This window comes from Micromonospora andamanensis (assembly GCF_016863495.1).
Lineage (GTDB): Bacteria > Actinomycetota > Actinomycetes > Mycobacteriales > Micromonosporaceae > Micromonospora > Micromonospora andamanensis.
This window is the reverse complement of the sequence record NZ_BOOZ01000012.1, coordinates 92805-114175: the sequence shown is the minus strand read 5'-3', so window position 1 is coordinate 114175 and position 21371 is coordinate 92805. Positions and strand designations below refer to the sequence as shown.

Here is a 21371-nt window from a genome sequence, read left to right as displayed (position 1 = left end):
CCACCCTCAGCCCGGGTCCAGGACGACAAGCGGCTGGTCGTACTCCACGGGTTGTCCGTCGGCCACCAGGACCTCGACGACCCGGCCGGGCCGGTCCGCGGCGATCTCGTTCATCAGCTTCATCGCCTCGACGATGCCGACGACCTGCCCGGGCCGGACCAGGTCACCGACGGCCACGAAGGGTGCCGCGCCCGGCTGCGGCGCCCGGTAGAAGGTGCCGACCATCGGCGAGCGGACGCTGATCCGGGTCGCCGGGGCCGCCGCCGACGGGGCCACGGACGGACCGGCCGGCGACCGTGGGGCGGGAGCCGTGGCGGAATCCGTGCGACCGGACGGTGCGCCCTGGTCCGGGCCGACCGGCCGGTCCCACTCCACCTCCAGTTCGGCGTCGCCGAGGCGCAGCCGCAGCCGGCGTAGCGGCTCGGCGAGTTCGGCGACGAGCTGCCGGGCGTGTCGGCGTAGCTCGGTCAGGGCGGCGTCGGCCGCCGCGTACCGGCCGGGACCTGCGACGCCGTCGACCAGGTGACCGGTCTCGTCACCGTCCGGGGTCGGCGCAGCGGTACGCGCGAGGTACGCGGCGTCGGCGTCGGACCGCCCGGAGCGGACCGCGTCCGACGGCGGCCCGGCGGTCGCGGTCGGTGCGCCGTCCACAGACGACGACGGGGCACCGGCGACGGTGGGCGCGGCACCGGCCGTGGCGCTCACCGGGCACCCGCCCGGGCACCGGCACGGGCGGCACCGAAGCGGCGGAAGCGCCGTCGCCGTCGTTGGACCAGGGTCACCGCCGGCACGTCCAGCAGCGGCAGCAGGTTCGCCAGCAGTGCCTGACGGACGGCCCGCGCCGTCGCCTCGGGATCGTCGGCGGCCGAGCCGTCCGGCTCGGGGACGACCTCGTCGACGACCCCGAGCCGGCACAGATCCGGCGCGGTCAACCGCAGGGCCCGGGCCGCCTGCGGGGCGGCGGTACGACCTGGCCAGAGGATCGCGGCGCAGCCCTCCGGGCTGATCACCGAGTAGACCGCGTGCTGGAGCATCAGCACCCGATCGGCCACCGCCAGGGCGAGCGCGCCACCGCTGCCACCCTCCCCGGTCACCACCGTCACCACCGGAGTGGGCAGCATGCTCAGGGTCAGGATGTTCTCCGCGATGGCCGCCGCCTGGCCGTGTTCCTCCGCGTCCACACCCGGATCGGCCCCCGGGGTGTCGACGAGGGTCACCACGGGCAGCCCGATTCGAGCCGCCAGTCGCATCAGCCGCAACGCCTTGCGATGTCCCGCCGGGGTGGCCATGCCGAAGTTGCGGGCCGCCAACTCGGCGGTGGTGTGTCCCTTCTGGTGGCCGATCACCATCAGGTGCCGGCCGTCGAGCCGCGCCAGCCCGCCGACGACCGCCGGACAGTCCCCGCCGAGCCGATCGCCGTGCAGTTCGGTGAAGCCGTCGAAGGTGGTCTCCAGGTAGTCCAGCGTGGTGGGGCGAGCGGGGTGTCGGGCCAGGCGTACCGTTTCCCAGGCGTCGCGGGCGGGTGCCCGGGACGGGTCGACCGCCGGGGCGGACGCCGACGGTGGCGCGGGCGCGTCGGACCGCTTCGTGGTTCGGCGGCCGGTGGCCGCCACGGCGAGCAGGGTCGCCAGCCGGGCACGCAGCGCGTGTCGGGGCACCACCATGTCGACCTGGCCGTGCCGCAGCAGGAACTCAGCGGTCTGGAATCCCTCCGGCAGGGTGCGACCGGTCACCTGGCGGATCACCCGGGGGCCGGCGAAGCCCATCCGGGCGCCGCTCTCGGCGAGGACCAGGTCGGCGCTGGTGGCGAAGGAGGCCGCCACCCCGCCGTAGGTGGGGTCGGTGAGCACGCTCACGGTGAGCAGCCCGGCCTCGCGTAGCGCGGCCATCGCCTGGCTGACCGTGGCCATCTGCATCAGCGACAGGGCGCCCTCCTGCATCCGGGCGCCGCCGGAGGCGGTGACCAGGACCAACGGCACGCCCGATTCCAGGGCCTGCTCAGCGGTACGGGTGATCAGCTCGCCGACGGCGCAGCCCAGACTGCCGCCGAGAAACCGGAAGTCCATCACCGCGAGCGCACATCGCGACCCGCCGACCGTCGCGGTGCCGCAGAGCACGGCCTCCGCGAGGCCGGTGTCGGCGCGGGCGGCGGTGAGCCGGTGCGGGTACGGCAGGACGTCGACGAATCCGATCGGGTCCACCTCGACCGCGCGGTCCGGCAGCGGCCGGAACGATCCGGGGTCGACGAGTTGGCTGATCCGCTCGGGTGCGGCGAGTCGGGTGTGCAGGCCGCACTCGGGGCAGACGTCGAGGTTGCGGCGCAGCCGCTTGCGGTAGAGCAGGGCGGCGCAGCCGCCGCATCGGGACCACAGGGTCTCGCCCGAGGGCGCGGTGGCGGTCACGGCCGACGCCCGTCGAAACGGTAGAAGCACCGCGCCATCGCGTCCCGGGGTGAGCGCCAGTCGGGCCGGTACGGCGAGATGTACGGGCTGAGCCGGCTGCTGACCCTGACGAACTCGGGGTGCTCCCGAACCGCCTCCACGGCGCCGTCCCCTGCCGACTCGGTCTCGATGAGGTGCACGTACAGGTCGTGCAGGCGGTACAGCGAGCGATGTCGGACCCCCACCAGGCGGGGCAGCTCGGTCGTGTCGGACTCGGCGAAGATCTCGGCGACCGCCGACTCGGCGGTCGGGACCACCTTCGCGACGATCAGCGTTCGGTCCATGCTGGTCCTCCCCCCATGGGGCCGGTGGCGACGCCACCGGAGGTGCCCGGACGGCTGCCGCCACGATGCGGAGCACCGCGTCACCCGGGCGTCACCGACGCCCTCGGAAAGAACAGGAGACGGTGACGCTGAGTTGACGCAAGCTGTGATTCCGCTGAGGAATCACGACGTCCATGATCAGCATGATTTAGCAGTTCAGAGGCGATCTCACAGAACCCGACGGGTTACATTGCCAACAGCATCGTTGACTCAGAGTAACTGCTATTGATAATCTTCGCGGCGGTCAGACCCGGCACCGCACCCCGCGTGCGACGGCGTAGCGAGTCGACAGTGGCGTCACGGCGGCCACGCCGGGGCCCGGCCGAGACCCGTAACCGACGCGTTCCGCAGGGGGTGCCGCCGTGGCCGCCGATCCGCCCGCCCCCACCACCGGCCAGCACCACGACACCGACATCCGGCTGCATCTGCTCGGCGGATTCCGTCTGACGCACGGCGACACTCCGGTGGTGGTGCCGCGCGGCCTGCAACGGATCATCGCGCTGATCGGGCTGCGCCCCGGCGCCACCCGTACCCACCTCGCCGGCCTGCTCTGGCCGGAAGCCACCGAGGAACGGGCGCTGTCCTCACTGCGGACCGCGCTGTGGCGACTGCGGCAGGATCCCTACTGCCCGCTGACCACCGCCGCCGACACCGTCCGCCTCGACCCGCTGGTCCGGGTCGACGTCGACCTGCTCGTCGACACGGCCGGTCGGGTACGTGACGGCCACGCCCCGGACGACGCCACGGAGGCTCTCGCCGCCGGGCGGCACGACCTGCTGCCCGGCTGGTACGACGACTGGGTCCTGGCCGACCGGGAACGCCTGCGCCAGCTCCGGCTGCACATGCTGGAACAGGTCGCCGGCCAGCACCTGGCCGCCGGTCGGCACGGCGAGGCGTTGGAGGCGGCGCTGGAGGCGATGGCGGCCGAGCCACTGCGCGAGACACCGCACCGGCTGGTCGTCCGCATCCACCTCGCCGAGGGCAACGCGTTCGAGGCGGTGCACGCCTTCTACGTCTACCGGGACCTGTTGCTGCGGGAACTGCGGCTGGAGCCGTCACCGGCGATGAGCGCGCTGCTCGCGGAGACCCTCGACCCGATCCGTCGGGCCAGCCGCCCGAGCAGCGGACCACGCCGGCACCCGGTCACCCGCGCCGCCTTCTCCGGTCCGATGGCGGTGCGTCACCGCACCGATCCCGGACGTTGACGGACAGGTGACTGCGCGGACGCCAGGGTGGGGCCACAGCGGCCCGCGACCCCGGTGTCCGTCCGGGCCGAACCACCGGTGAGAGGGATCCGATGAGCCGTCTAGTGATCGTCAGCAGAATCATCCCGGGCGCGGAGGGTCGGGTGGCGCAGATCTTCGCCGAGTCCGACGAGACCGAACTGCCAGCCATGACCGGCGTCCGCCACCGGTCCCTGTACTGCCTGCACGACCTGTGCGTACACCTGATGGAGACCGACGACGTCGGCGCGGACGCCCTCGCCGCGGCGCGCAACCATCCGTTGTTCCAGCAGGTGAACGAGCGGTTGTCCGCACACACCTCGCCGTACCTGCCGACCTGGCGCTCGCCACGCGACGCGATCGCCAACTGCTTCTACCGCTGGGACGGCGCGGACGTTCCGGCGCCACGCGTGGCCGGCTGACCGGGCGGGACCATGACGACCCGAGCACCGCACGTCCTGGTCATCGGCGCGGGCACCGGCGGCCTCTGCCTGGCGCACGGGCTGCGTCGGGCCGGCATCAGCGTCGACGTCTACGAACGACACCGGGCCAGGGGTGAGGGACTGCTCGGCTACCGGGTGGGCATCGGTCCCACCGGCAGTCGGGCCCTACGTGACTGCCTGCCACCGGAGCTGTTCGAGATCTACCTGGCCACCTGCGCCCGTTCGCCGCGCTACTTCAACGTGCTCACCGAGAAGATGCGCCACACGGCGTCCTTCCCGCTGCGACCGGACACCCATCCGGTCGACACGGAACGGTCCGTGGCCCGGATGACGCTGCGCCAGGTGCTGCTGACCGGACTGGAGGACGTGGTGCACTTCGACCGCACCTTCACCCGGTACGAGCAGCACGACGACGGCACTGTCACCGCCCACTTCGCCGACGGTGGAACCGCCACCGGCGACCTGCTCGTGGCGGCGGACGGCACCCACTCGGCGGTCCGTCGCCAGTACCTGCCGCACGCGGTCATCCGGGACGCCGGCACTGTCAACATCGCCACCCGGGTACCGCTCACCCCGCACACCCGGTCCCTGTTGCCGGAGAGCGTGCAGCGCGGCATCTCGCTGATCTTCGGCACCGGCGGGGTGATGGGCGTCCTGCACGTGATGGAGTTCAAGTGGGACCGCGATGGCCGCGTCAAGCCGGAGACCAGCTCGGCTGACGCGAAACTGCTCGCCGACTGGCCGGGGTTGGGCCACGACCCCACCCGCGACAACATCAACCTGGTGGTGTGGAGTACCGCCCGCCGGTTTCCGGCGGACGTGATGCGACGCCGGGGTACGGAGCTGATCCAGGTGGCCCTGGAGCTGACCGCCAACTGGCACCCGCACCTGCGAGAACTGCTCAGCCTGGCGGACCCGGACAGCGCCCTGCCGATCCGGGTGTCCACCTCGGAGCCGGTGCCGCCGTGGAAGAGCAGTACGGTCACCCTCCTCGGCGACGCGATCCACACCATGACGCCGGGCCGGGGTGTGGGAGCCAACACCGCACTGCGTGACGCGAACCTGCTGCGGCGGCAACTGATCCTCGCCACCACCGGCGAGAAGACGCTTGTGCAGGCGGTGGCCGACTACGAGGCGGCGATGGTGCCGTACGGCTTCGCCCGGGTCGCCGACTCGCTCGGCCGCAGCGGCACCAACGGCGACGACCGCATGTACCAGCCGGTGTTCGGACGGCTCGCGCTCGTCGGTGCGCGGGGATACTTCCGGGTCACCAGCCGGGTACCGAGGCTGCGGCGCAAGTTCGTCGACGACTTCTACACCTACCGGGGCGAGCAGGACTGAACCCCGTCGCGACCCCGGCACCCGACCCGGTGCCGGGGTCGCGGCATGTCCACATCCGCACGATGTCCCCCGCTACGGTTACCGCCGCACCGTCCGTCCCGTAGCGGACACCTGCCGTAGCCTCCACGTGTCCCGTACGGACTGTTACCTGGCCTGCCTGTCGCCCCGGGCGCGCGTGTGCGAAGCTGCGGCGAGTTTTTCTCGCGACGATCCGGACGTGAACCTCAGGGAGGGTTACCGTGGGCGAGTCCTTCGGGAGCTGGCTGATACTGCTCGTGGCGCTGCTGGCGGGGCTGGCGGTGGGCTGGGTACTGCTGCGTGGCCGGCGGACGGAACCGCCCACGCCGACGGCCGGTACGGCGAGCGACACGACCACCGAGGCAACCGGATCGGCCCCGGCCACCGCCGGGACCGAGCAGGCAACCGCCACGACTGAACCGACGACCGAGCCCGCTTCCACCGCACCGACGGGTAGCGGCACCACCGATCCGGCGGCCGAGCCCGTCGAGACCGACGCCGCGCCGACCACCGTCGACACCGACGCCGCGCCAACCACCGCCGACACCCCGGTCGTCGCCGAGACCGGCGCGACCCCGGTCGTCGCCGCCGACTCGACAGCCGTCACCACCGGGGAGCCGGTGACCGGTGAGCCCACCGAGCCGGTCGCGGGCGATGTCGAAGCGGCATCCGTCCTCGACAGACCGACGGCCGACGCCACCGCCGAACCACGCCCGGCGGTCGCCACCCCGCCGGTCCGCCCGAAGGCAGCCACCGAGCCCGCAGCGGCACCCTCCGCAACCGAACCGGCCACCAGCGCGGCAGCCGACCCGGTCACCACCACCGAGCCGATCACGGCAGCCGAGCCGGTCACGGCAGCCGAGCCGGTCACCGCAGCCGAGCCGGTCGCGGCGGACGCCGACGACTTCCGGCGCATCCAGGGGGTCGGACCGAAGATGGCGGCGGCGCTGCACGGCGCGGGCATCCGGACCTACCGGCAGCTGGCCGAGCTGGACGAGGCCGCGCTGCGGGAGACCATCAGGAGCGCCGGGCTGCGCGCCACGGCCAGCCTGGTCACCTGGCCCCAGCAGGCGAAGGTGCTGGCCGCCCAGGCCGACAGCGAGGCCTGACGAACCCCGGGCCGCCGGTCGTGGGAACGCCCGCACGGGCCCCACGCCGGCGGCCCCGGTGTACGCCGTTCCGGTGACCGGCAGCGACTCGGGCCCGGCCCGGCCCGGAGCGCGGTTACGGTCGGTACGCCGGTCGGACCGGCGCGCCGAACTGTCGCCGGCTGCCGGGAGTCGTCCTTGCCGTTCGCCCAGCAACAGCCCGAACACCCACGGCGACCTCCCACCCGCGGTCCGGGCACGCCCCGCCGGGTCACCCTGCTGGAGCTGTTCTTCGATCTGGTCTACGTCGTCGCGCTGGCGCTCATCTCCCGCGACCTGGCCCACGAGATCACCTGGTACCAGGCGACCCAGGCGCTGATCATGCTGGCCGCCGTGTGGTGGACCTGGGTCCTCACCTCTCTCGTCACCGACCTGTACGACCCCGCACGCACCGAGATCAAGGTGCTGATCGTCACTGTGATGTTCGGTGTGCTGTTGATGAGCACCGCGATCCCCAAGGCCTTCGGCGACCGGGGGCTGGTCTTCGCCGGCGCGTACGTCGCCATCCACCTCGGACGCGGCCTGATCCTGATGCCGACGGTACGCGTCGCCCCGATGATCCAGCGTCGGGCGGCGCGGGTCTTCTGCTGGTTCGCCGCCTCCGCGGTGCCGTGGATCCTCGGCGCGTTCTTCTCCGAGGACGTCCGGATGGCGCTGTGGTTGCTCGCCCTCGGCATCGACTACCTCGGGCTTCGGCTGGCCTATCCGGTGCCCGGGCTCGGCACCGTGCCCGCCGCCCAACTGCGGGTGACCGCCGAGCACCTCGCCGAGCGTTACCAGCAGTTCTACACGATCGCCCTTGGCGACACGATCCTGGTCACCGGCATGGCCTACAGCGTGGTACACGCGCAGGCGGAGAACACCGTCGGCCTCGTGCTGGCCTTCGGCACCATCCTGCTGCTGTGGCGGGTCTACGTGCACAAGTCCGGGGAGCTGCTGCCGCTGGCCATGAAGATCTCGAAGACGCCCAACCGGTTCGTCAAGACCGCGCCGTACAGCCATCTGCTGATGGTCGCCGGGGTGGTCATCACGGCGGCCGGCTTCGAGCTGGTGCTGCACGCCCTGCCCGCGCGTACCCCGCCCGCCTGGGCGGCGATCATCCTGGGCGGTCCGGCGCTGTTCCTGGTCGGCCGGGCCTTCTTCGAACGTGAGGTGTTCAACCGCGTCTCGTGGTCACGACCGGGCGGTGTGCTGGCCCTGGTGACCGCGGCACCGGCGGTGCTGTTCCTGCCCCCGCTGAGCGCGTCGCTCACGGCCATGCTGGTGCTCATCGGAGTGGCGGTGGTCGACCTGCTCCACAGCCGTGGCGGTCCGCCCGAGACGCCCACGCCGCCGTAGGGCGCGCCGGCCGCCGTTAGCCGCTCGACGCGTCTGGGTACAAGGGGCCACACCTTGAATCTCTCACCCCCGAATCCGTGGAGGAAGCCATGCGCGGCACGTCGATATTCGGAGTCCTCGTGGTGATCTGGCTCGTCATCGGCGCCATCGCCGCCGGCCAGCGCGGCTACTACAGCGACGAGGAAGCCAACTGCGCCGAGGTCGGCACGATCCTGGTCACCATCGCCGCCGGCCCGTTGAACTACGTCGGCGCCAACCCGAAGGTCGACTGCGATCTGCCCCAGCCCTCTCAGTGAGCCCCCGGTGACACACGACAGGGGCCCGTGCCGCTTCGGACACGGGCCCCTGTCGTACCGGGTCGTTCAGCGGAAGCAGTGCGCCACCGGCACCTTGCTTCCCGCACAGTTCGTCGGATCGTTCTCGATGACGACGCTGTCGTCATCGATCTTGACCTGGGCCCGCTCGGCCTGGATCCCGCCGGCCTTGACTGTGGACTTGTTGCCGACCACCCGGCTGCGGTAGAGCGAGGTCGAGCCGGCCGTCACGAACAGCCCCGCCCCCTGCGACCGCTTGCCGACCGCGGCGTTGCCCTTGACGTCGCTGCCCCGCACGAGCAGGTTCGACTTCTCGGAGTGGATGCCGCCGCCGTTGCCACGCGTGGTGTTGCCGCTGACCACGCTGTCGTCCACCGGCACCAGGCCCTGGAAGGTGGAGATGCCACCGCCCTTGACGGTGGCCAGGTTGTCGCGGACCGTCAGCTGTCGCGCCACCAGCACCGCGTCGGAGTTGGCCAGGCCACCACCGATCTCGGCACTGTTCTGCGCCACAAGCGTGTCGAAGACCTTGGTGCGGGCGGAGAAGCTGGCCATACCACCGCCCTGACCGGCGTTGTTCTGCACGAAGACGGAGGAGTACACGTCACCCGCGGCCCGGAAGTTGGCCAGGCCACCGCCGTAGCTGACCGCGCTGTTGTGCCGGAACTCGGTGCGGTGCATGGTCATCACGCCGCCGTTGAGCAGGCCCCCGCCCTTGCCCTGGGCGCCGGCGGCCCGGTTGCCGATCAGTCTGCTGTCGCTGATCTGGAGGTTTCCGTCGTTGAAGATGCCACCGCCACCGCCCTCCGCGGACAGCGAGGTGCTGCCGACGACGGTGACCCCTTCGACGACCGCCGTGGCGCCGTGCACGACGTGGATGCTGCCGCCCTCCGCCGCCGAGCGGCCGTTGCGCAGGGTGACGTCCCGGAGGGTCAGTTCGCCGCCGTCGCGGACGGTGAAGAAGCGGAAGTCAGGCGTGTTGACCCCCCGGACGATCGTCGCGCCGGAGCCCTCGATGGTGATCCCGTGGTAGATCACCGGCAGGCCGGCCTTGTCATCGGCGGGGTTGCGTGGCGGCGCTTCGGCGTCGCCGGGGTTCTCGGCGGCGTCGGCGGCCTCCCGCGCGTCGCGGATGCCGCCGTCGTACTCGTCGGGCTGCTGGAAGGCGTGGGTCAGGGTGTATGTGCACTTCTCCGCCAGTCGCAACGTGGCACCGCCCTCGGCATTCGCCCACACCAGCGCCGCGATGAGCCGGGCGGAGTCGCAGGGCACCGGCACCACCTTGCCGTCCGGTGCGCGCCCGTGGTGACCTGTCGACCGGTCGGCCCCGCCCGCTGGCGGTTTCGGGGACGCGTCCGGGTCGTGCCGCCACTCGGGCCGCTGCCGGTCCGTCCCCGGGCGTTTCGGCGTCTCGTCGACTCCGGGTACGTCATGCTGGAACATCGCGGCGGGCTGGCCCGGGTTCGGTGCCGCCGGGTCACGGTCGGCGGCCGAGGCGGTGACGGCGGACAGGCCCGCCGCCCCGACCACCAGGCTGCCCGCCACCAGGCCACCGGCCAGCAACCACCGGGACCGCCGACCGGGTCGGGTCGACCCACGGCTCCCTTGGTACGTGGACATCAGCGTTCCTGCCTCTCGTGCATGCGGAAACACGGCCGCACCGAATCGGGCGCGGGGTGGCTGACCTCGCCTCAGCCACCAGAGGCCACCGTACGGCGACACATGACGCAAATCAGGCATAAGTGAATGAGTAAGCCATTCGGCTTCACATCCACCCGGAGTTGGCGTGACCGGACGGTCGTCGCCGGTGCTCAACCCCCGACGTGGATGCCAGGGCGGCGCGCGGGATCAGGTTCTGACTTGCGCAGGATCTCCCGCACCACGGGCGGCGTGTCCCCCCGACCGAGGATGAGATAGCGCAGCAGGTGGGCGATCGGGTTCCCCTCCGACCACTCGAAGTGCGCGTGCGGGCGCACGCCTGTGGCGTCCCGCAGGGCCAGCAGGATGGCCGCGATGGCGTTGGGCGCCGCCGGGCTGCTGGCCCGCAGCACCCGGTAGCCGCCCACCTCGACGCCGCACACCCGCAGCACGTGGCGGAACCCGGAGGGATCCACCACGTCGATCTCCAGGAAGAGCACGTCGGTCGCCCCGGGCACGGGGTTCAGGCCGCGCTGCGCGCGCTCCTTGATGGTGTACTCCTTGACCGCCCCGCTGTGCCGCTTGTTGGCGATCACGTGCAGTCGACCGTCGTGCGCCACCGAGTCGGCGATGAACCGTCGCGCGGTCTGGTCGAACTCCACCCGCTCCGCCCGCAGTTCGGTGGTCCGGCTCACCCGCGAGACCAGCGACACGGCGATGATGCCGAGGATGAACAGCCCGGAGATGGCGATCCCGTCGGGTTTCGCGATCACGTTCTCGACAAGCGCGTACAGCAGCACCAGGGTGAGCACCGTGAAGCCGGCGGCGACCCCGTGCTGCCGGCGGCCGACGGCGGCGATTGCCACCGCGACCGCCGCCGAGACCATCATCGCCAGGATCCCGGTGGCGTACGCGCCGGCCTGCGCGTCGACGTCGGCGCGGAACACGACTGTCAACCCGATGCAGACAAGCGTGTAGACGATCACCACCGGGCGCACCGCGCGCGCCCACTCCGGCGCCATCCCGTACGAGGGCAGGTAGCGCGGCACGATGTTGATCAAACCGGCCATCGCCGACGCACCGGCGAACCAGAGGATCAACACGCTGCTCACGTCGTAGGCGGTACCGAAGGCCTCACCCACCTGCTCGTGCGCGAGATACGCAAGCGCTCGCCCGTTGGCGGGGCCGCCCGGAGCGAACGCCTCGGGTGGGATGAGCACCGCGGTGACGAAGGTGGTCGAGAGCAGGTAGACCGACATGATCAGCGCGGCCGTGGTGAGCAGTCGCCGGGTGTTGCGGATCCGGGCGGCCAACCGGGCCGGGGCGTCCGGCCCCTCCCCCGCGACCAGCGGCATCATGCTGACACCCGTCTCGAAACCGGACAGTCCCAGCACCAGCAGTGGGAACGCCAGCGCCGCGGTCAGCGCGATCTGACCGGGCCCGCCGCCAGCGGTGAGCGTCGCCGTCCAGTCCGTCAACGGACGGGGATCACCTGCCAGTTCGACGAGCGACACGCCCACGATCACCGCGTTCAGCCCGAGAAAGGCGGCCACCAACGGGACGGCCACCGCCACGGCCTCCCGGAAGCCGAGCAGGAAGACCGCGCCGAGGATCAGCAGCAGGACAACAGTGACCCCGACCGCGACGCCGGTGCCGCCGAACGACTCCGGCAGGTACGGATTCTGCAGCACGTGCACTGTGGCGTCGGCCGAGGAGAGAGTGATCGTGACGATCCACGACGTGGCGACGAAACCGAGCAGTACCAGCACGAATATCTTGCCGCGCCAGAACGGCAGCAGCCGCTCCAGCATCGCCACCGAGCCCTGGCCGTGCGGGCTGTCCCGGGCCACCCGGCGGTACATCGGCAACATCCCGAACAGGGTCAGTGCCACGATCAACAGGGTCGCCACCGGAGACAACGCACCGGCGGCCAGGGCAGCGATGCCGGGCAGGTAGGACAGGGTGGAGAAGTAGTCCACGCCGGTCAGGCACATCACCCGCCACCAGGCGTGCGACCGGGTCTGTCCCTCGGCGGTCTCCGGTCCGACCGGCTGCACCCGGTGGACGAACAACCACCGGCGCAGCCGGCTCTCCGGCGCCACCGGACCGCTCGGTACGGCGACGCGCTCGGGCACCGAAACCACACGTCCCGCCCGGTCCCCCTTGCGCGTGGGATCCCGGGCGGCCCGCAGCGCCGGCTCCGGTGCCCCGCTCGCCGGGCGGCGGCGTTCCCGGCCTCGTCGCGCTCTCGTCCCGTCCCCCATGCCCCCGCCTCACCCTTGTCGAACGGACCTAGGTGGTGGTTCGGTCGGCCCACCGCCGCACGACGGTCAGCGCCCGACCGTGATCGTCGCCCGGACCCGGGCCACGGTCAGCCGGTCGCCCCGTCAGCCGCCGTCCGGGCCGGTCAGCACCCGGGCCAGGTCGGCGGGATCGGCCACGGTGACCGTCATCCCGGGATGGCGCGGCCAACCGCCGGGAAGCAGGGCGGGCACCGGCCGGACGAACCGGACGCAGAGCCCAGCGGCCGTGTTGGTGCCGAAGGTGACGCCGGTGTCCGCGCCGGACAGGTGTGGGCCGATCACCCGCCACCAGCGGTACGGGCCGGCGGTCTCCACACCCGCGATGTTGTCCCGCCCGGTACGTAGCCGCCACGGTCCGAACCGGACCAGCAGTTGGGCGGCGTCGACCCGCACCCAGGCGCTTGTCGGCCGGACGCCGATCAACGCCAACGGTCGGCGGAACCGCGTCTCGAAGCGGAACTCGAAAACCTGGACTGTCATCCCCGGGCTCCCCGACCGGCGCGGTCTCCCGGGCGCGCGGGGCGGGGTGGGGCGGCGGGGCGCGGTCGCGGCCGGGCGGCCGGACGACGCCGGGACACAGCGGTCATGGTCGCGGCGTACCCCGCAGGGGCCGGCCGACACCCCCCGGGCCGGCCGGCCCCTGTTTCCCCGTGGTCCCCCCGTGCTCCCCCATGGTCCCCCCGTGCTCCCCCGTGCTTCCCGTGCCCGACTCCGGACGTTGCCGCCCGGTCGGGTCGGATGCCCCCGCGCCCCGCAGGCGGGCGGGGCGCGGGGACCCCCCGTCCGGCTACTGCAGGAACGCCCCGAGGGGCGACAGCAGCAGCCGACCGAGCGCGGCGGCCGTGTCGTCGAGCCGCCTGCGCTCGCGCTCGTGCTGGTGCGGGTCGTGCCGGCACCGCCAGATCCGCTGCGCGTTGCGCCAGGCGACATCGCGCGTGTAGTGGATCAGCTCGCCCTGGTACCAGTCGTCGATCTCACCGTTGAGCATGTCGATGAGCAGTTGCCACTGTTCGAGGTAGCCCCGGCGCAGGCCGGGGATCTTGTCGGCGAAGATCTTGTTGATCTCCAGGTAGTCGCGGTGCTGGTCACTGCCGTCGACCGGCTCGGACTCCAGATGATCGAACGTGGTGACCAATGCGAACGGCAGGTCGAAGTTGATGTGCGCGTTGACGCCGGCCGCCGCCGAGGGCAGCGGTCGAGCATCCGGTCCGCGCATCCGCTCGAACAGACACGCCCACGCTCGGGGCGTGCTCGGACTGGCGTCGCTCCACATCCGCAACGCGTCGAAGTAGCGGGCCGCGAACTCGACGTCCAACCGGGACAGGAAGACCGGATCGACGAACCGGTCGGCGTACAGCCCGTCCAGGACGCTTGTCGTGATCGTCAGGTACAGCTTGTTGAAGTCGGCGAGCGGGCAACTGTCCAGCAGCGGAGGGAGCCGGACCAGCATGTCCTGAAGCTTCGTCAGATGGTCGACGACAGCCGGCACGTCGGTCGGGTGATCGGCCAGCAGGTCCACGATGTCCCGGTGCACAGGCCCCCACACCGGCTCACCACACCCACTGCGCTCGCTCATGTCCCCTCCAGGCTGCTCACCGACGTCGTCGTGCCCGTTGCGACGTCGGGCCCAGCCTTTCAGGCGTCCACTGCGCGGACATCAGTAGAACGACGTATCCGAAACCTACGACCGACTACGCAGGAAGATGGCGCTCGCCTGGACCCGGGTACGTACCTGGAGCTTGTCGAAGATGTGCGAGACGTGGACGCCGATGGTCCGTTCGCTGATGAACAGCCGTTGGCCGATCTCCTTGTTGGTCAGCCCCTCGGCCACCGCGGCCAGCACCTCACGCTCCCGCGCGGTGAGGGCGGCGAGTTCCTCACCGCCCGACTCGTCCGGCGTGGCCGTCCCGACCGCGCCGCGTTCCTCCAAGGCGACCCGGGCCCGCCCGGCGAGCGTACGGATCTCGTGGGTCAACGGCACCGCGCCCAGTGACTGCGCCATCTGGTACGCCTGGCGCAGCAGCTTCCCGGCGGTGGCGGCCTTACGTCGGCTGGCCAGCAGCGCCTCGGCCTGACGCAGCCGCGAGTACGCCGCCGGGTACGGATGGTTACGGTGGTCCCACTCCGCCGCCGCCCGCGCCCACAGCTCCGGATCCGCCCCGTCGAGCCGGCTCACCTCGGCGGCGCACAACGCCAGGTACCCGTCGATCACGTAACGCACCGGTCGGGCCGCCCGCTCGCTGCGTGCCGCCACCCGGTCGGCGATACCCCGCAGCCGGCGCACCGCGTTGTCGTCGACGGCGACGGTACGGCTGGCGTGCGCCTCCGCCTCGGCGCGCAGCCCGTGCCAGACCAGCACCGCGAGGATGACCAGGTCGTCCGAGCGGGTCTCGGTCAGACCCCGCTGCACGGCGTGCCGGGCCACATCGTGCCGCCCCTGCCACATGGCCAGCCCGGCCCGCAGGGTGAGCAACGGGATGACGTGCCGGGCGCCGCCGCCGGCCAGGATTGTCGCGACCGCGTCCAGGTCCCGGTCGGCCGCCTCGACGTCGCCGTAGCCGACCGAGAGTCGGCAGCGGGCCAGCAGCAGCTCGACGGCGTCCGCGCCGGAGGGACGGTGCCGCAGAGCCGAGGCGATCACCTTCTCCGCCTCGGCCCACTGCCCCACCCGGAACAGTCCGTTCGTGGCGATGGCCAGCAACCGGGTCTCGTAGGACCGACCCAACCCCAGTTCGGCCACCCGCTCGGCGCCCCGGCGGGCGACCACCACCCCCTCCTCGAGGATGTTCAGCGGCCCGGTCAGCAGCTCGGCCAGGTGCAGGTAGGCCAATGCGACGTCCTCCGGACGACCGGCCCGCTCCGCGGTGGCCAGCGCCCGCCGCAGCACCGCCAGGCCCGCGTCCGGATCCTGGCGGTACGCCTCGGAGAAGCCGAGCGCGGCGCTCGCCAGCACCACCTCCGTGGTAGCTCCGTCCACCTGCTCGGCCAGCGCCAGCGCCTCCCGCGCCCGCTGGCCCGCCTCGGCGTACCTGCCGAGTTGCAGCAGCAGCTCCGCCAGCCGGGCGGCGGCGGCGGCCCGCTGCCCGGGCGTGCAGTCGGCGACGGCGAGGGCCTGCTCGTACTCCACCTCGGCCAGCGCGGACCGACCGGCGGCGGCCAGGTAGCGGGCCCGCCGGATGTGCAGCTCGCAGGCGGGAATGTCGGTGTCGGCGCCGGCCAGCTCCTCCAGCAGGGCCAACGCGCGGGCGTACTCACCACAGTGGTGGGCCGCCTCAGCCGCCCGCCCCAGCAGGGCGGCTCGGTCGACCCCCGGCAGCCCTTCGGCCGACTGCACCGCCACCGACCAGTGCCGGTGCGCCTCGGCGTAGCCGTACAGCCGCTCCGCCTCCTCGGCGGCGGCCACCGCGGCTGGCAGCGCCCGCTCCGGCTCACCGGCCAGCCGCCAGTGATGGGCCAACCGGGCCTGGTGCAGCTCGGCCGGTGCCGTGGTCAGCGCCTCCGCGTAGCGGCGGTGCAGCACCGCCCGCTCGGCGGGTAGCAACTCGTCCTCCAGCACCTCGGCGACGAGCCGGTGGCGCAGCCGGTACCCGTCGTCGGAGCCGACGAGCAACCGGTGGGCCACCGCCGCCCGGACCGCGTCGAGCAGATCCGGCTCCGGCAGCCCGACCACCTGGGCGAGCAGCCAGTGCTCCACCGGCTCGACTCCGGCGGCGACCGCGTGCACGGCCCGGTGAGCCGGTCGGGGCAGCGCGTCCACCCGGGCCAGGAAGACCTCACGGAGGGTGTCGGAGAGCCCGTCGCGACCATCGCGCAGCTCCCGGGACAGTTCCTCGACCACGAACGGGTTGCCGCCGCTGCGCTGCCACAGCTGCTCCGCTGCCTCGGCGGCCAGCGGCCGACGCATCACCGCGGCGGCCAACTCCTCGGTGCCGGCCCGATCCAGCGGGGCCAGATCGAGCACCCGCACCGACCGCAGCCGGCGCAGCTCGGTGAGCACGCGGCGCAACGGATGTGCCCCCTGCAGCGACTCCGACCGCACCGCGGCCAGCACCGACAGTTGCAGGTCACCGAGACCGGCGAGCAGGTAGAGCAGGAGTTGGCGGGTCGTCCGGTCGACCCACTGCAGGTCGTCCAGGACCAGCACCAGCGGCCGGCCGCCGGCGATCACGTTCAGCCCTCGGGACACCCGTTCCAGCAACGCGCCCGCGCCGTCCGAGCCGGACCGGTCCTCGGCGAAGACGCCGAGCAGTGCGCGTACGGACGCCGCGGCAGACGGGGCGAGGTCGGCGTCCAGGCGGCGCAGCGCCTGTCGCAGCGGGTGCAGCGGTGAGGCATCGCCGATGTCCAGACAGGACCCGGTCAACACCAGCGCACCCGCGTGCTCCAGTCGGTCACCGACCTCGCGCAGCAGGCGGGTCTTGCCCACACCACTCTCGCCGGTCAGGAACACCGCCGCCGTCTGTCCCGCCGTGACATCGTCGAGCAGCGCGGAGCGTACCGTCGCCACCAGGGCGTCCCGACCCACGAGCGGTGTGGTGTCCACGTCGCTGGCCATGGCTCGCAGCCTAGTCACAGGTTCCGTCCCCGTTCTACATGCGCCTCGCGTCTGTCCTCCTCATCGCGTCGACATTGCGACCAAAGGTTGCGTCCGGCCGACATACGTCGTTCTGCAGATCCGCCGTCGGACCAGCGGTGACAGGCTCCGGACATCGTCGGCACGCACGGGGGGAGAGGCAGGTGCGATCTCCATGCCCAGTTCTGTTGTCGCTGGTCCGGTAGCTGTCAGGCGGTCGCGGTGGCCCGTGCCGGAGGAACGACGGACGGTCACGGTCCTCTTCGTCGACATCGTCGGGTCGACCCGGTTGGTCGACCGGCTCGACCCGGAGGACGTGCGCGCCCTGCAACGGGCCTACTTCGGCACCGTCGCCCGGGTACTGCGACGATGGAACGGCGCGGTGGAGAAGTACGTAGGCGACGCCGTGATGGCCCTGTTCGGCGCGCGCCGGGCAGACGGGTGGGACGCGTACCGGGCGGTGCGGGCCGGGCTGGAGATCCAACGGGCGCTGGACCGCTTTCCACTGGTCCCGGCGCCGGGGCTGCGGGTCCGGGTCGGCGTCGCCACCGGCGAGGCCGTGGTCGACCTCGCGGCCAGCCACGACGGCGGGCACGGCATCGCCAGCGGTGCGGTCATCACCCTGGCCGCCCGGCTTCAGGAGCACGCCCCGCCCGGTGGGGTGGCGCTCTGCCCGGCCACGCACCGGGCCGTCGTCGGGCTCATCGCACAGCGCGCGGTCCCGGCGGTGACGGTCACCGGCAAGGCGCTGCCTGTCGGCGTCTGGCACGCCACCGGCACCGCACGGCCCCGACCGCCCCGGCACGACGGTCCGCTGCTCGGTCGCCGACGGGAGTTGGCGGTCGCCCGGGAACACCTCGCCGAGGCGGTACGCGGACGCGGCGGGCGGCGGGTCCTGCTCCTCGGTCCGCCCGGCAGCGGGCGCAGCCGGTTACTCGAGGAACTTGCCCGCACCACCCGAACGCTGGACGGGGTACCGGTGCGCTGGTGCCTCGCGGCCTGCCCGCCCTATCCGGAGGGGCCGCTGGAGCCCGCCGGGGACCTGATCCGCGCCCTGGCCCGGGCTCGCGTCGGCGACGACCCCGAGACGGTACGCCGCCGGCTCGCCGCCACACTCACCGGTCTGGTGCCGGTCGACCTGCTGACGCCAGCGCTGGACACTGTGGACGCGCTGCTCGGGGTGGCCGCCGATCCGGTACCGGCCCGCGCGGTGGCCTACTGGCGCGAGGTACTGCTCAGCCTGGCCCGGCGGCAACCGGTGGTGGTCGCCCTCGACGACCTCGACCGGGCCGCACCCGCGCTGCGCCGCCACCTGGCCACCCTCGTCGATCTGGCCGACGAGCGTGGCCTGCCGCTGGTGCTTGTCGGCACCGGCACCCAGGAGCTGGACCCTCCCGGTCGACAGGTGGCCCGGCTTCGCCTGTCGCCGCTCGACACCATCACCACCGGTCGGCTGCTGCGGCGGCTGCTGCGGCGGGCTGGTCAGCCCACCGGGTTGGCGGCCCGGCTGATCACCCTGACCGGTGGCAACCCTGGACGGGCGGTGGCCTACGTACGGGCGCTCACCGGCAGCGACCAGGGCCAGCTGCCGGTGCCGGAGTGTGTCCGGCGGATCGTCGAGGCCCGGCTGGACCGTCTCGACGGCGGTGCCCGCGCGGTCCTGATGGCTGCGGCGCTCGCGCCCGGCCGCACCCTGGCGGAGTTGGCCGACGTCCTCGACTGGCCGCAGCACCGGGCCGAGGCCGAGCTGGCCACCCTGACCCGGGACGGCCTGCTCGTGGTTCTGCCCGGTGGTGGTTACGACGTCGCCGATCCGGTGGTGCGACAGGTCGCCGATGCCCGGCTGCCCCGGGCGGTACGCGCCGTCTTCAGCAGGCGGGTCGACCGCGTTCCCTCGACGACCGGGACGCCCCCGCGCCGGGCCACCCCGGCACGGCGGGCCTGCGTCGCAGTCCCCCGACCGCCGGTCGGGTCACCTGTGGTCCAGGAAGGCCAGCACCCGGTCCCAGGTCAGTCCGGCGGCAACCGGGTCGTGGTCGGCGACTGTCGGGTCGGTGAAGAGGTGCCCCGCCCCGGGATAACTGTGCACCACGAGGTCCGCTCCGGCCGCTGTCATCTCCCGCTGCCACCTGTCGACCTCGTCGGGCGGGTCGTAGGCATCCGGATCGGCCAGGTGCAGCTGTACCCGGAGGCCGCGACGGACGGCGGCCGGCGACCCTCCGGTGCCGTGCAACAGCAGCAGACCTGCGGTGTCGGGCCGCTCGGCCAGCATCGCGCCGGCCACCCCGGCGCCCATCGAGAACCCGGCGAGCACGGTGTCCGGCGGCAGCCCGTCGAGCGCCGCGCGGGCCCGGTCGAGAACGGTCTGCTGGCCGATCCGGTGCAGCAGGGCGAAACCGTCGGTCACGGAGTCCACGGCGGGCACGCCGTACAGGTCGGGCGCGTGCACCCGGTGACCGGCGCCGCGCAGCCGGTCGGCGGCCTCCAGCACCGCCGGCCGCAGCCCGTACACCGAGTGGAAGAGCACGACGTGTCCCATCGGGACATCGTGCCCGATGCCCGCGCCGACCACGGATCGACGCGCACGGAATCCGTCCCGGGCGACCGGCTCGGTCGGGGCCGTCGACGTCGGGGGCGCCGACCGTCGCCACCGGACGACTGGCTCAGCGGTACCCGGTTCCGGGTGAGCGCCCCGGGCCGCCCGCTGGCGCGCGGTCCCGCTCCCCCGGTTCCGGCTCGCGGTCCGGGGCCGACAGCGGACGCAGGGTCCGGCTCTGGCCACGGAACTCCGCAATCACCTCCCCGCCCTCCCGACTCACCGTGACGTCGTAGATGCCGCTGCGGCCGTACCGGGTGCGCTCGCTGGCCCGCGCGATCAGCACGTCTCCCTGTCGGGCCGGGCGGACGAAGGTGATGTCGGCGCCGGCGGCGACGGTGGCCGGACCGTGGCTGTTGCAGGCCAGGGCGAAGGCGGTGTCGGCAAGCAGGAACACGAAACCGCCGTGCGCGATGCGGTGACCGTTGACCATGCCCTCGGTGATCGGCATCCGGGCCACCGCGCTGCCGTTGGCGGCGCTCACCAACTCGATGCCGAGCCGGTTGGAGGCCACGTCGGCGTCGAACATCTCGTGCGCGGCGGTGCGCTGCGGGTCCACCCTGCTTCCCGTCCGTTCCTCACCGGGCGCGCCTCGCCCTCGCCTCGGACATCATGGCACCGCCGGTCGGCGGGCGTAGGGGCAGGTTCGTCACGGGCGAGCCGGCGGGTGACGGTCGAGGCGCGACCGGGTCGGACCGGCTGCCCGGCCCGACCCGATCCGATCATCGCCCCGCAATTCTCGCCTAGTTGCAAAAGATTGGCAACAAGGCTGGACACGCGAGCCGCTGAGTAACTAGCTTGCTCCGCATGAGTCCTTACATCAGCGCCGCCGCCTGGCAGGAAAGTTGGGACCGCCAGCAGGAGGCGTACCTGCCGGACCGCGAGCACCGGTTCGCCACCATGCTCGACGCGGTCGACGCCGTCTGCGAGGCCACCCCACCCCGGCTGCTCGACCTGGCCGGCGGCACCGGCACCATCTCGCTGCGCGCCCTGCACCGGTTCCCCGACGCCGAGATCACCCTGGTCGATCTCGACCCGGCGCTGCTCGCCCTCGCCACCGCCTCCCTCGGCGACCGGGCCACAGTCGTCACCACCGACCTGAGCCGGTCCGACTGGACCACGGCCCTGCCGCACCTGCGTTACGACGCCGTGCTCACCGCCACCGCGCTGCACTGGTTGCCCGCGGACCGGTTGGGCACCCTCTACGCGGAGATCCGCGAGGTGCTCCGACCGGGCGGGCTGTTCATCAACGCCGACCACATGCCCGACGACGACCTGCCCGAGTTGACCAAACGGCTGCTCGCCCGGGCCGAGGAACGCCGGGCGGCCCGGCACGCCGCGGGTGCCGTCCTGTCCTGGTCACAGTGGTGGCAGCAGGCCGAGCAGGACCCGACGCTCGCTCCACTGGTGCGGCAACGTCACGCCATCTACCCGTCCGGGCACAGCCCGGAATGGACGCCCCCGGCCTCCTGGCACCTCACCGCCCTCAGAGACGCCGGATTCACCGAGGTCGGCACCCTCTGGCGCGGCGGCACCGACGCCGCAGTCGTCGCCATCCACTGATCCCGGTCTCCGCGATCATGCAGTTGTGGTAGGTGATTTCTCCACACAAGCCCGTCCTGTCCGGTGCCAGAACTGCATGATCGCCGGAGCAGGGGCGGGCCGCGGCGGG

The 21371-nt window shown here is 72.6% G+C and carries 16 protein-coding genes and 2 pseudogenes; 8 read left to right on the top strand and 10 right to left on the bottom strand.

Features of this window, described 5'->3' with window-relative positions:
• Nucleotides 1-6: 6 nt before the first annotated feature.
• The 3 genes from accB to Van01_RS13085 are packed head-to-tail and all read right to left on the bottom strand — an operon-like array spanning nt 7 to nt 2725.
• Entirely contained in the window at nt 7-705 is a 699-nt protein-coding gene (gene accB / locus Van01_RS13095) for an acetyl-CoA carboxylase biotin carboxyl carrier protein (RefSeq protein WP_373306249.1), read from the bottom strand.
• A complete protein-coding gene (locus tag Van01_RS13090; protein WP_204006444.1) occupies nt 702-2402 on the bottom strand; it encodes an acetyl-CoA carboxylase carboxyltransferase subunit alpha in 1701 nt (566 codons plus the stop codon). Before Van01_RS13090 ends, accB begins: the two co-directional genes overlap by 4 nt.
• Nucleotides 2399-2725 (bottom strand): TcmI family type II polyketide cyclase, encoded by a 327-nt coding sequence (locus Van01_RS13085; protein ID WP_204006442.1) that lies wholly within the window; start codon nt 2723-2725, stop codon nt 2399-2401. Before Van01_RS13085 ends, Van01_RS13090 begins: the two co-directional genes overlap by 4 nt.
• Before the next feature lie 401 nt (nt 2726-3126).
• Between Van01_RS13085 and Van01_RS13080 the strand changes: the two genes are divergently transcribed.
• The 6 genes from Van01_RS13080 to Van01_RS13055 all read left to right on the top strand — a co-directional run bounded on the left by Van01_RS13080 (nt 3127) and on the right by Van01_RS13055 (nt 8571).
• Entirely contained in the window at nt 3127-3969 is an 843-nt protein-coding gene (locus tag Van01_RS13080) for an AfsR/SARP family transcriptional regulator (protein ID WP_204006440.1), read from the top strand.
• A 92-nt stretch (nt 3970-4061) separates the two neighbouring features.
• Nucleotides 4062-4409 (top strand): TcmI family type II polyketide cyclase, encoded by a 348-nt coding sequence (locus Van01_RS13075; RefSeq protein WP_099846269.1) that lies wholly within the window; start codon nt 4062-4064, stop codon nt 4407-4409.
• Between the two features lie 12 nt (nt 4410-4421).
• On the top strand, nt 4422-5771 hold the full coding sequence (locus Van01_RS13070; RefSeq protein ID WP_204006438.1) for an FAD-dependent oxidoreductase: 1350 nt from the start codon (nt 4422-4424) through the stop codon (nt 5769-5771).
• A 239-nt stretch (nt 5772-6010) separates the two neighbouring features.
• Nucleotides 6011-6898, top strand: a complete 888-nt coding sequence (locus Van01_RS13065) for a helix-hairpin-helix domain-containing protein (protein WP_204006436.1) — start codon at nt 6011-6013, stop codon at nt 6896-6898.
• A 177-nt stretch (nt 6899-7075) separates the two neighbouring features.
• On the top strand, nt 7076-8275 hold the full coding sequence (locus Van01_RS13060) for a low temperature requirement protein A (RefSeq protein WP_204006434.1): 1200 nt from the start codon (nt 7076-7078) through the stop codon (nt 8273-8275).
• Between the two features lie 89 nt (nt 8276-8364).
• On the top strand, nt 8365-8571 hold the full coding sequence (locus tag Van01_RS13055) for a hypothetical protein (RefSeq protein WP_204006432.1): 207 nt from the start codon (nt 8365-8367) through the stop codon (nt 8569-8571).
• 66 nt (nt 8572-8637) lie between these two features.
• On the opposite strand, the gene Van01_RS13050 is transcribed toward Van01_RS13055, so the two are convergent.
• The 5 genes from Van01_RS13050 to Van01_RS13030 form a co-directional block, all read right to left on the bottom strand.
• The gene (locus tag Van01_RS13050; RefSeq protein WP_204006430.1) at nt 8638-10209 is read right to left on the bottom strand and encodes a hypothetical protein; all 1572 of its coding nucleotides are present in this window, start codon (nt 10207-10209) and stop codon (nt 8638-8640) included.
• A gap of 191 nt (nt 10210-10400) precedes the next feature.
• On the bottom strand, nt 10401-12491 hold the full coding sequence (locus Van01_RS13045) for an APC family permease (RefSeq protein ID WP_204006428.1): 2091 nt from the start codon (nt 12489-12491) through the stop codon (nt 10401-10403).
• 123 nt (nt 12492-12614) lie between these two features.
• Nucleotides 12615-13010, bottom strand: a complete 396-nt coding sequence (locus Van01_RS13040; RefSeq protein ID WP_204006426.1) for a hypothetical protein — start codon at nt 13008-13010, stop codon at nt 12615-12617.
• Nucleotides 13011-13317: 307 nt separating this feature from the next.
• Nucleotides 13318-14106 (bottom strand): DUF5995 family protein, encoded by a 789-nt coding sequence (locus Van01_RS13035; RefSeq protein WP_204006424.1) that lies wholly within the window; start codon nt 14104-14106, stop codon nt 13318-13320.
• Nucleotides 14107-14211: 105 nt separating this feature from the next.
• The gene (locus tag Van01_RS13030) at nt 14212-17085 is read right to left on the bottom strand and encodes a helix-turn-helix transcriptional regulator (protein ID WP_204006421.1); all 2874 of its coding nucleotides are present in this window, start codon (nt 17083-17085) and stop codon (nt 14212-14214) included.
• On the opposite strand from Van01_RS13030, the pseudogene Van01_RS33010 reads away from it, so the two are divergent.
• Nucleotides 17084-18415, top strand: a pseudogene (locus Van01_RS33010) (adenylate/guanylate cyclase domain-containing protein); the annotation flags it as partial. The gene Van01_RS13030 and the pseudogene Van01_RS33010 sit on opposite strands and share 2 nt — an antisense overlap.
• A gap of 660 nt (nt 18416-19075) precedes the next feature.
• On the opposite strand, the gene Van01_RS13020 reads toward Van01_RS33010, so the two are convergent.
• Both Van01_RS13020 and paaI read right to left on the bottom strand, forming a co-directional pair.
• Complete coding sequence (locus tag Van01_RS13020) at nt 19076-19642, bottom strand: dienelactone hydrolase family protein (RefSeq protein WP_204006504.1); 567 nt, start codon at nt 19640-19642, stop codon at nt 19076-19078.
• Between the two features lie 223 nt (nt 19643-19865).
• Nucleotides 19866-20228: pseudogene (gene paaI, locus Van01_RS13015) on the bottom strand (hydroxyphenylacetyl-CoA thioesterase PaaI); the annotation flags it as partial.
• A 278-nt stretch (nt 20229-20506) separates the two neighbouring features.
• On the opposite strand from paaI, the gene Van01_RS13010 reads away from it, so the two are divergent.
• Entirely contained in the window at nt 20507-21262 is a 756-nt protein-coding gene (locus tag Van01_RS13010) for a class I SAM-dependent methyltransferase (RefSeq protein WP_204006419.1), read from the top strand.
• Nucleotides 21263-21371 lie beyond the last annotated feature (109 nt).

Bases quoted from the DNA above. Each gene is read 5' to 3' on its own strand.
- Van01_RS13055 (WP_204006432.1), top strand. From the start codon at position 8,365: ATGCGCGGCACGTCGATATTCGGAGTCCTCGTGGTGATCTGGCTCGTC.
- Van01_RS13070 (WP_204006438.1), top strand. From the start codon at position 4,422: ATGACGACCCGAGCACCGCACGTCCTGGTCATCGGCGCGGGCACCGGC.
- Van01_RS13085 (WP_204006442.1), bottom strand. From the start codon at position 2,725: ATGGACCGAACGCTGATCGTCGCGAAGGTGGTCCCGACCGCCGAGTCG.
- Van01_RS13045 (WP_204006428.1), bottom strand. From the start codon at position 12,491: ATGGGGGACGGGACGAGAGCGCGACGAGGCCGGGAACGCCGCCGCCCG.
- Van01_RS13035 (WP_204006424.1), bottom strand. From the start codon at position 14,106: ATGAGCGAGCGCAGTGGGTGTGGTGAGCCGGTGTGGGGGCCTGTGCAC.
- Van01_RS13050 (WP_204006430.1), bottom strand. From the start codon at position 10,209: ATGTCCACGTACCAAGGGAGCCGTGGGTCGACCCGACCCGGTCGGCGG.
- Van01_RS13010 (WP_204006419.1), top strand. From the start codon at position 20,507: ATGAGTCCTTACATCAGCGCCGCCGCCTGGCAGGAAAGTTGGGACCGC.
- Van01_RS13075 (WP_099846269.1), top strand. From the start codon at position 4,062: ATGAGCCGTCTAGTGATCGTCAGCAGAATCATCCCGGGCGCGGAGGGT.
- Van01_RS13020 (WP_204006504.1), bottom strand. From the start codon at position 19,642: ATGGGACACGTCGTGCTCTTCCACTCGGTGTACGGGCTGCGGCCGGCG.
- Van01_RS13030 (WP_204006421.1), bottom strand. From the start codon at position 17,085: ATGGCCAGCGACGTGGACACCACACCGCTCGTGGGTCGGGACGCCCTG.
- Van01_RS13040 (WP_204006426.1), bottom strand. From the start codon at position 13,010: ATGACAGTCCAGGTTTTCGAGTTCCGCTTCGAGACGCGGTTCCGCCGA.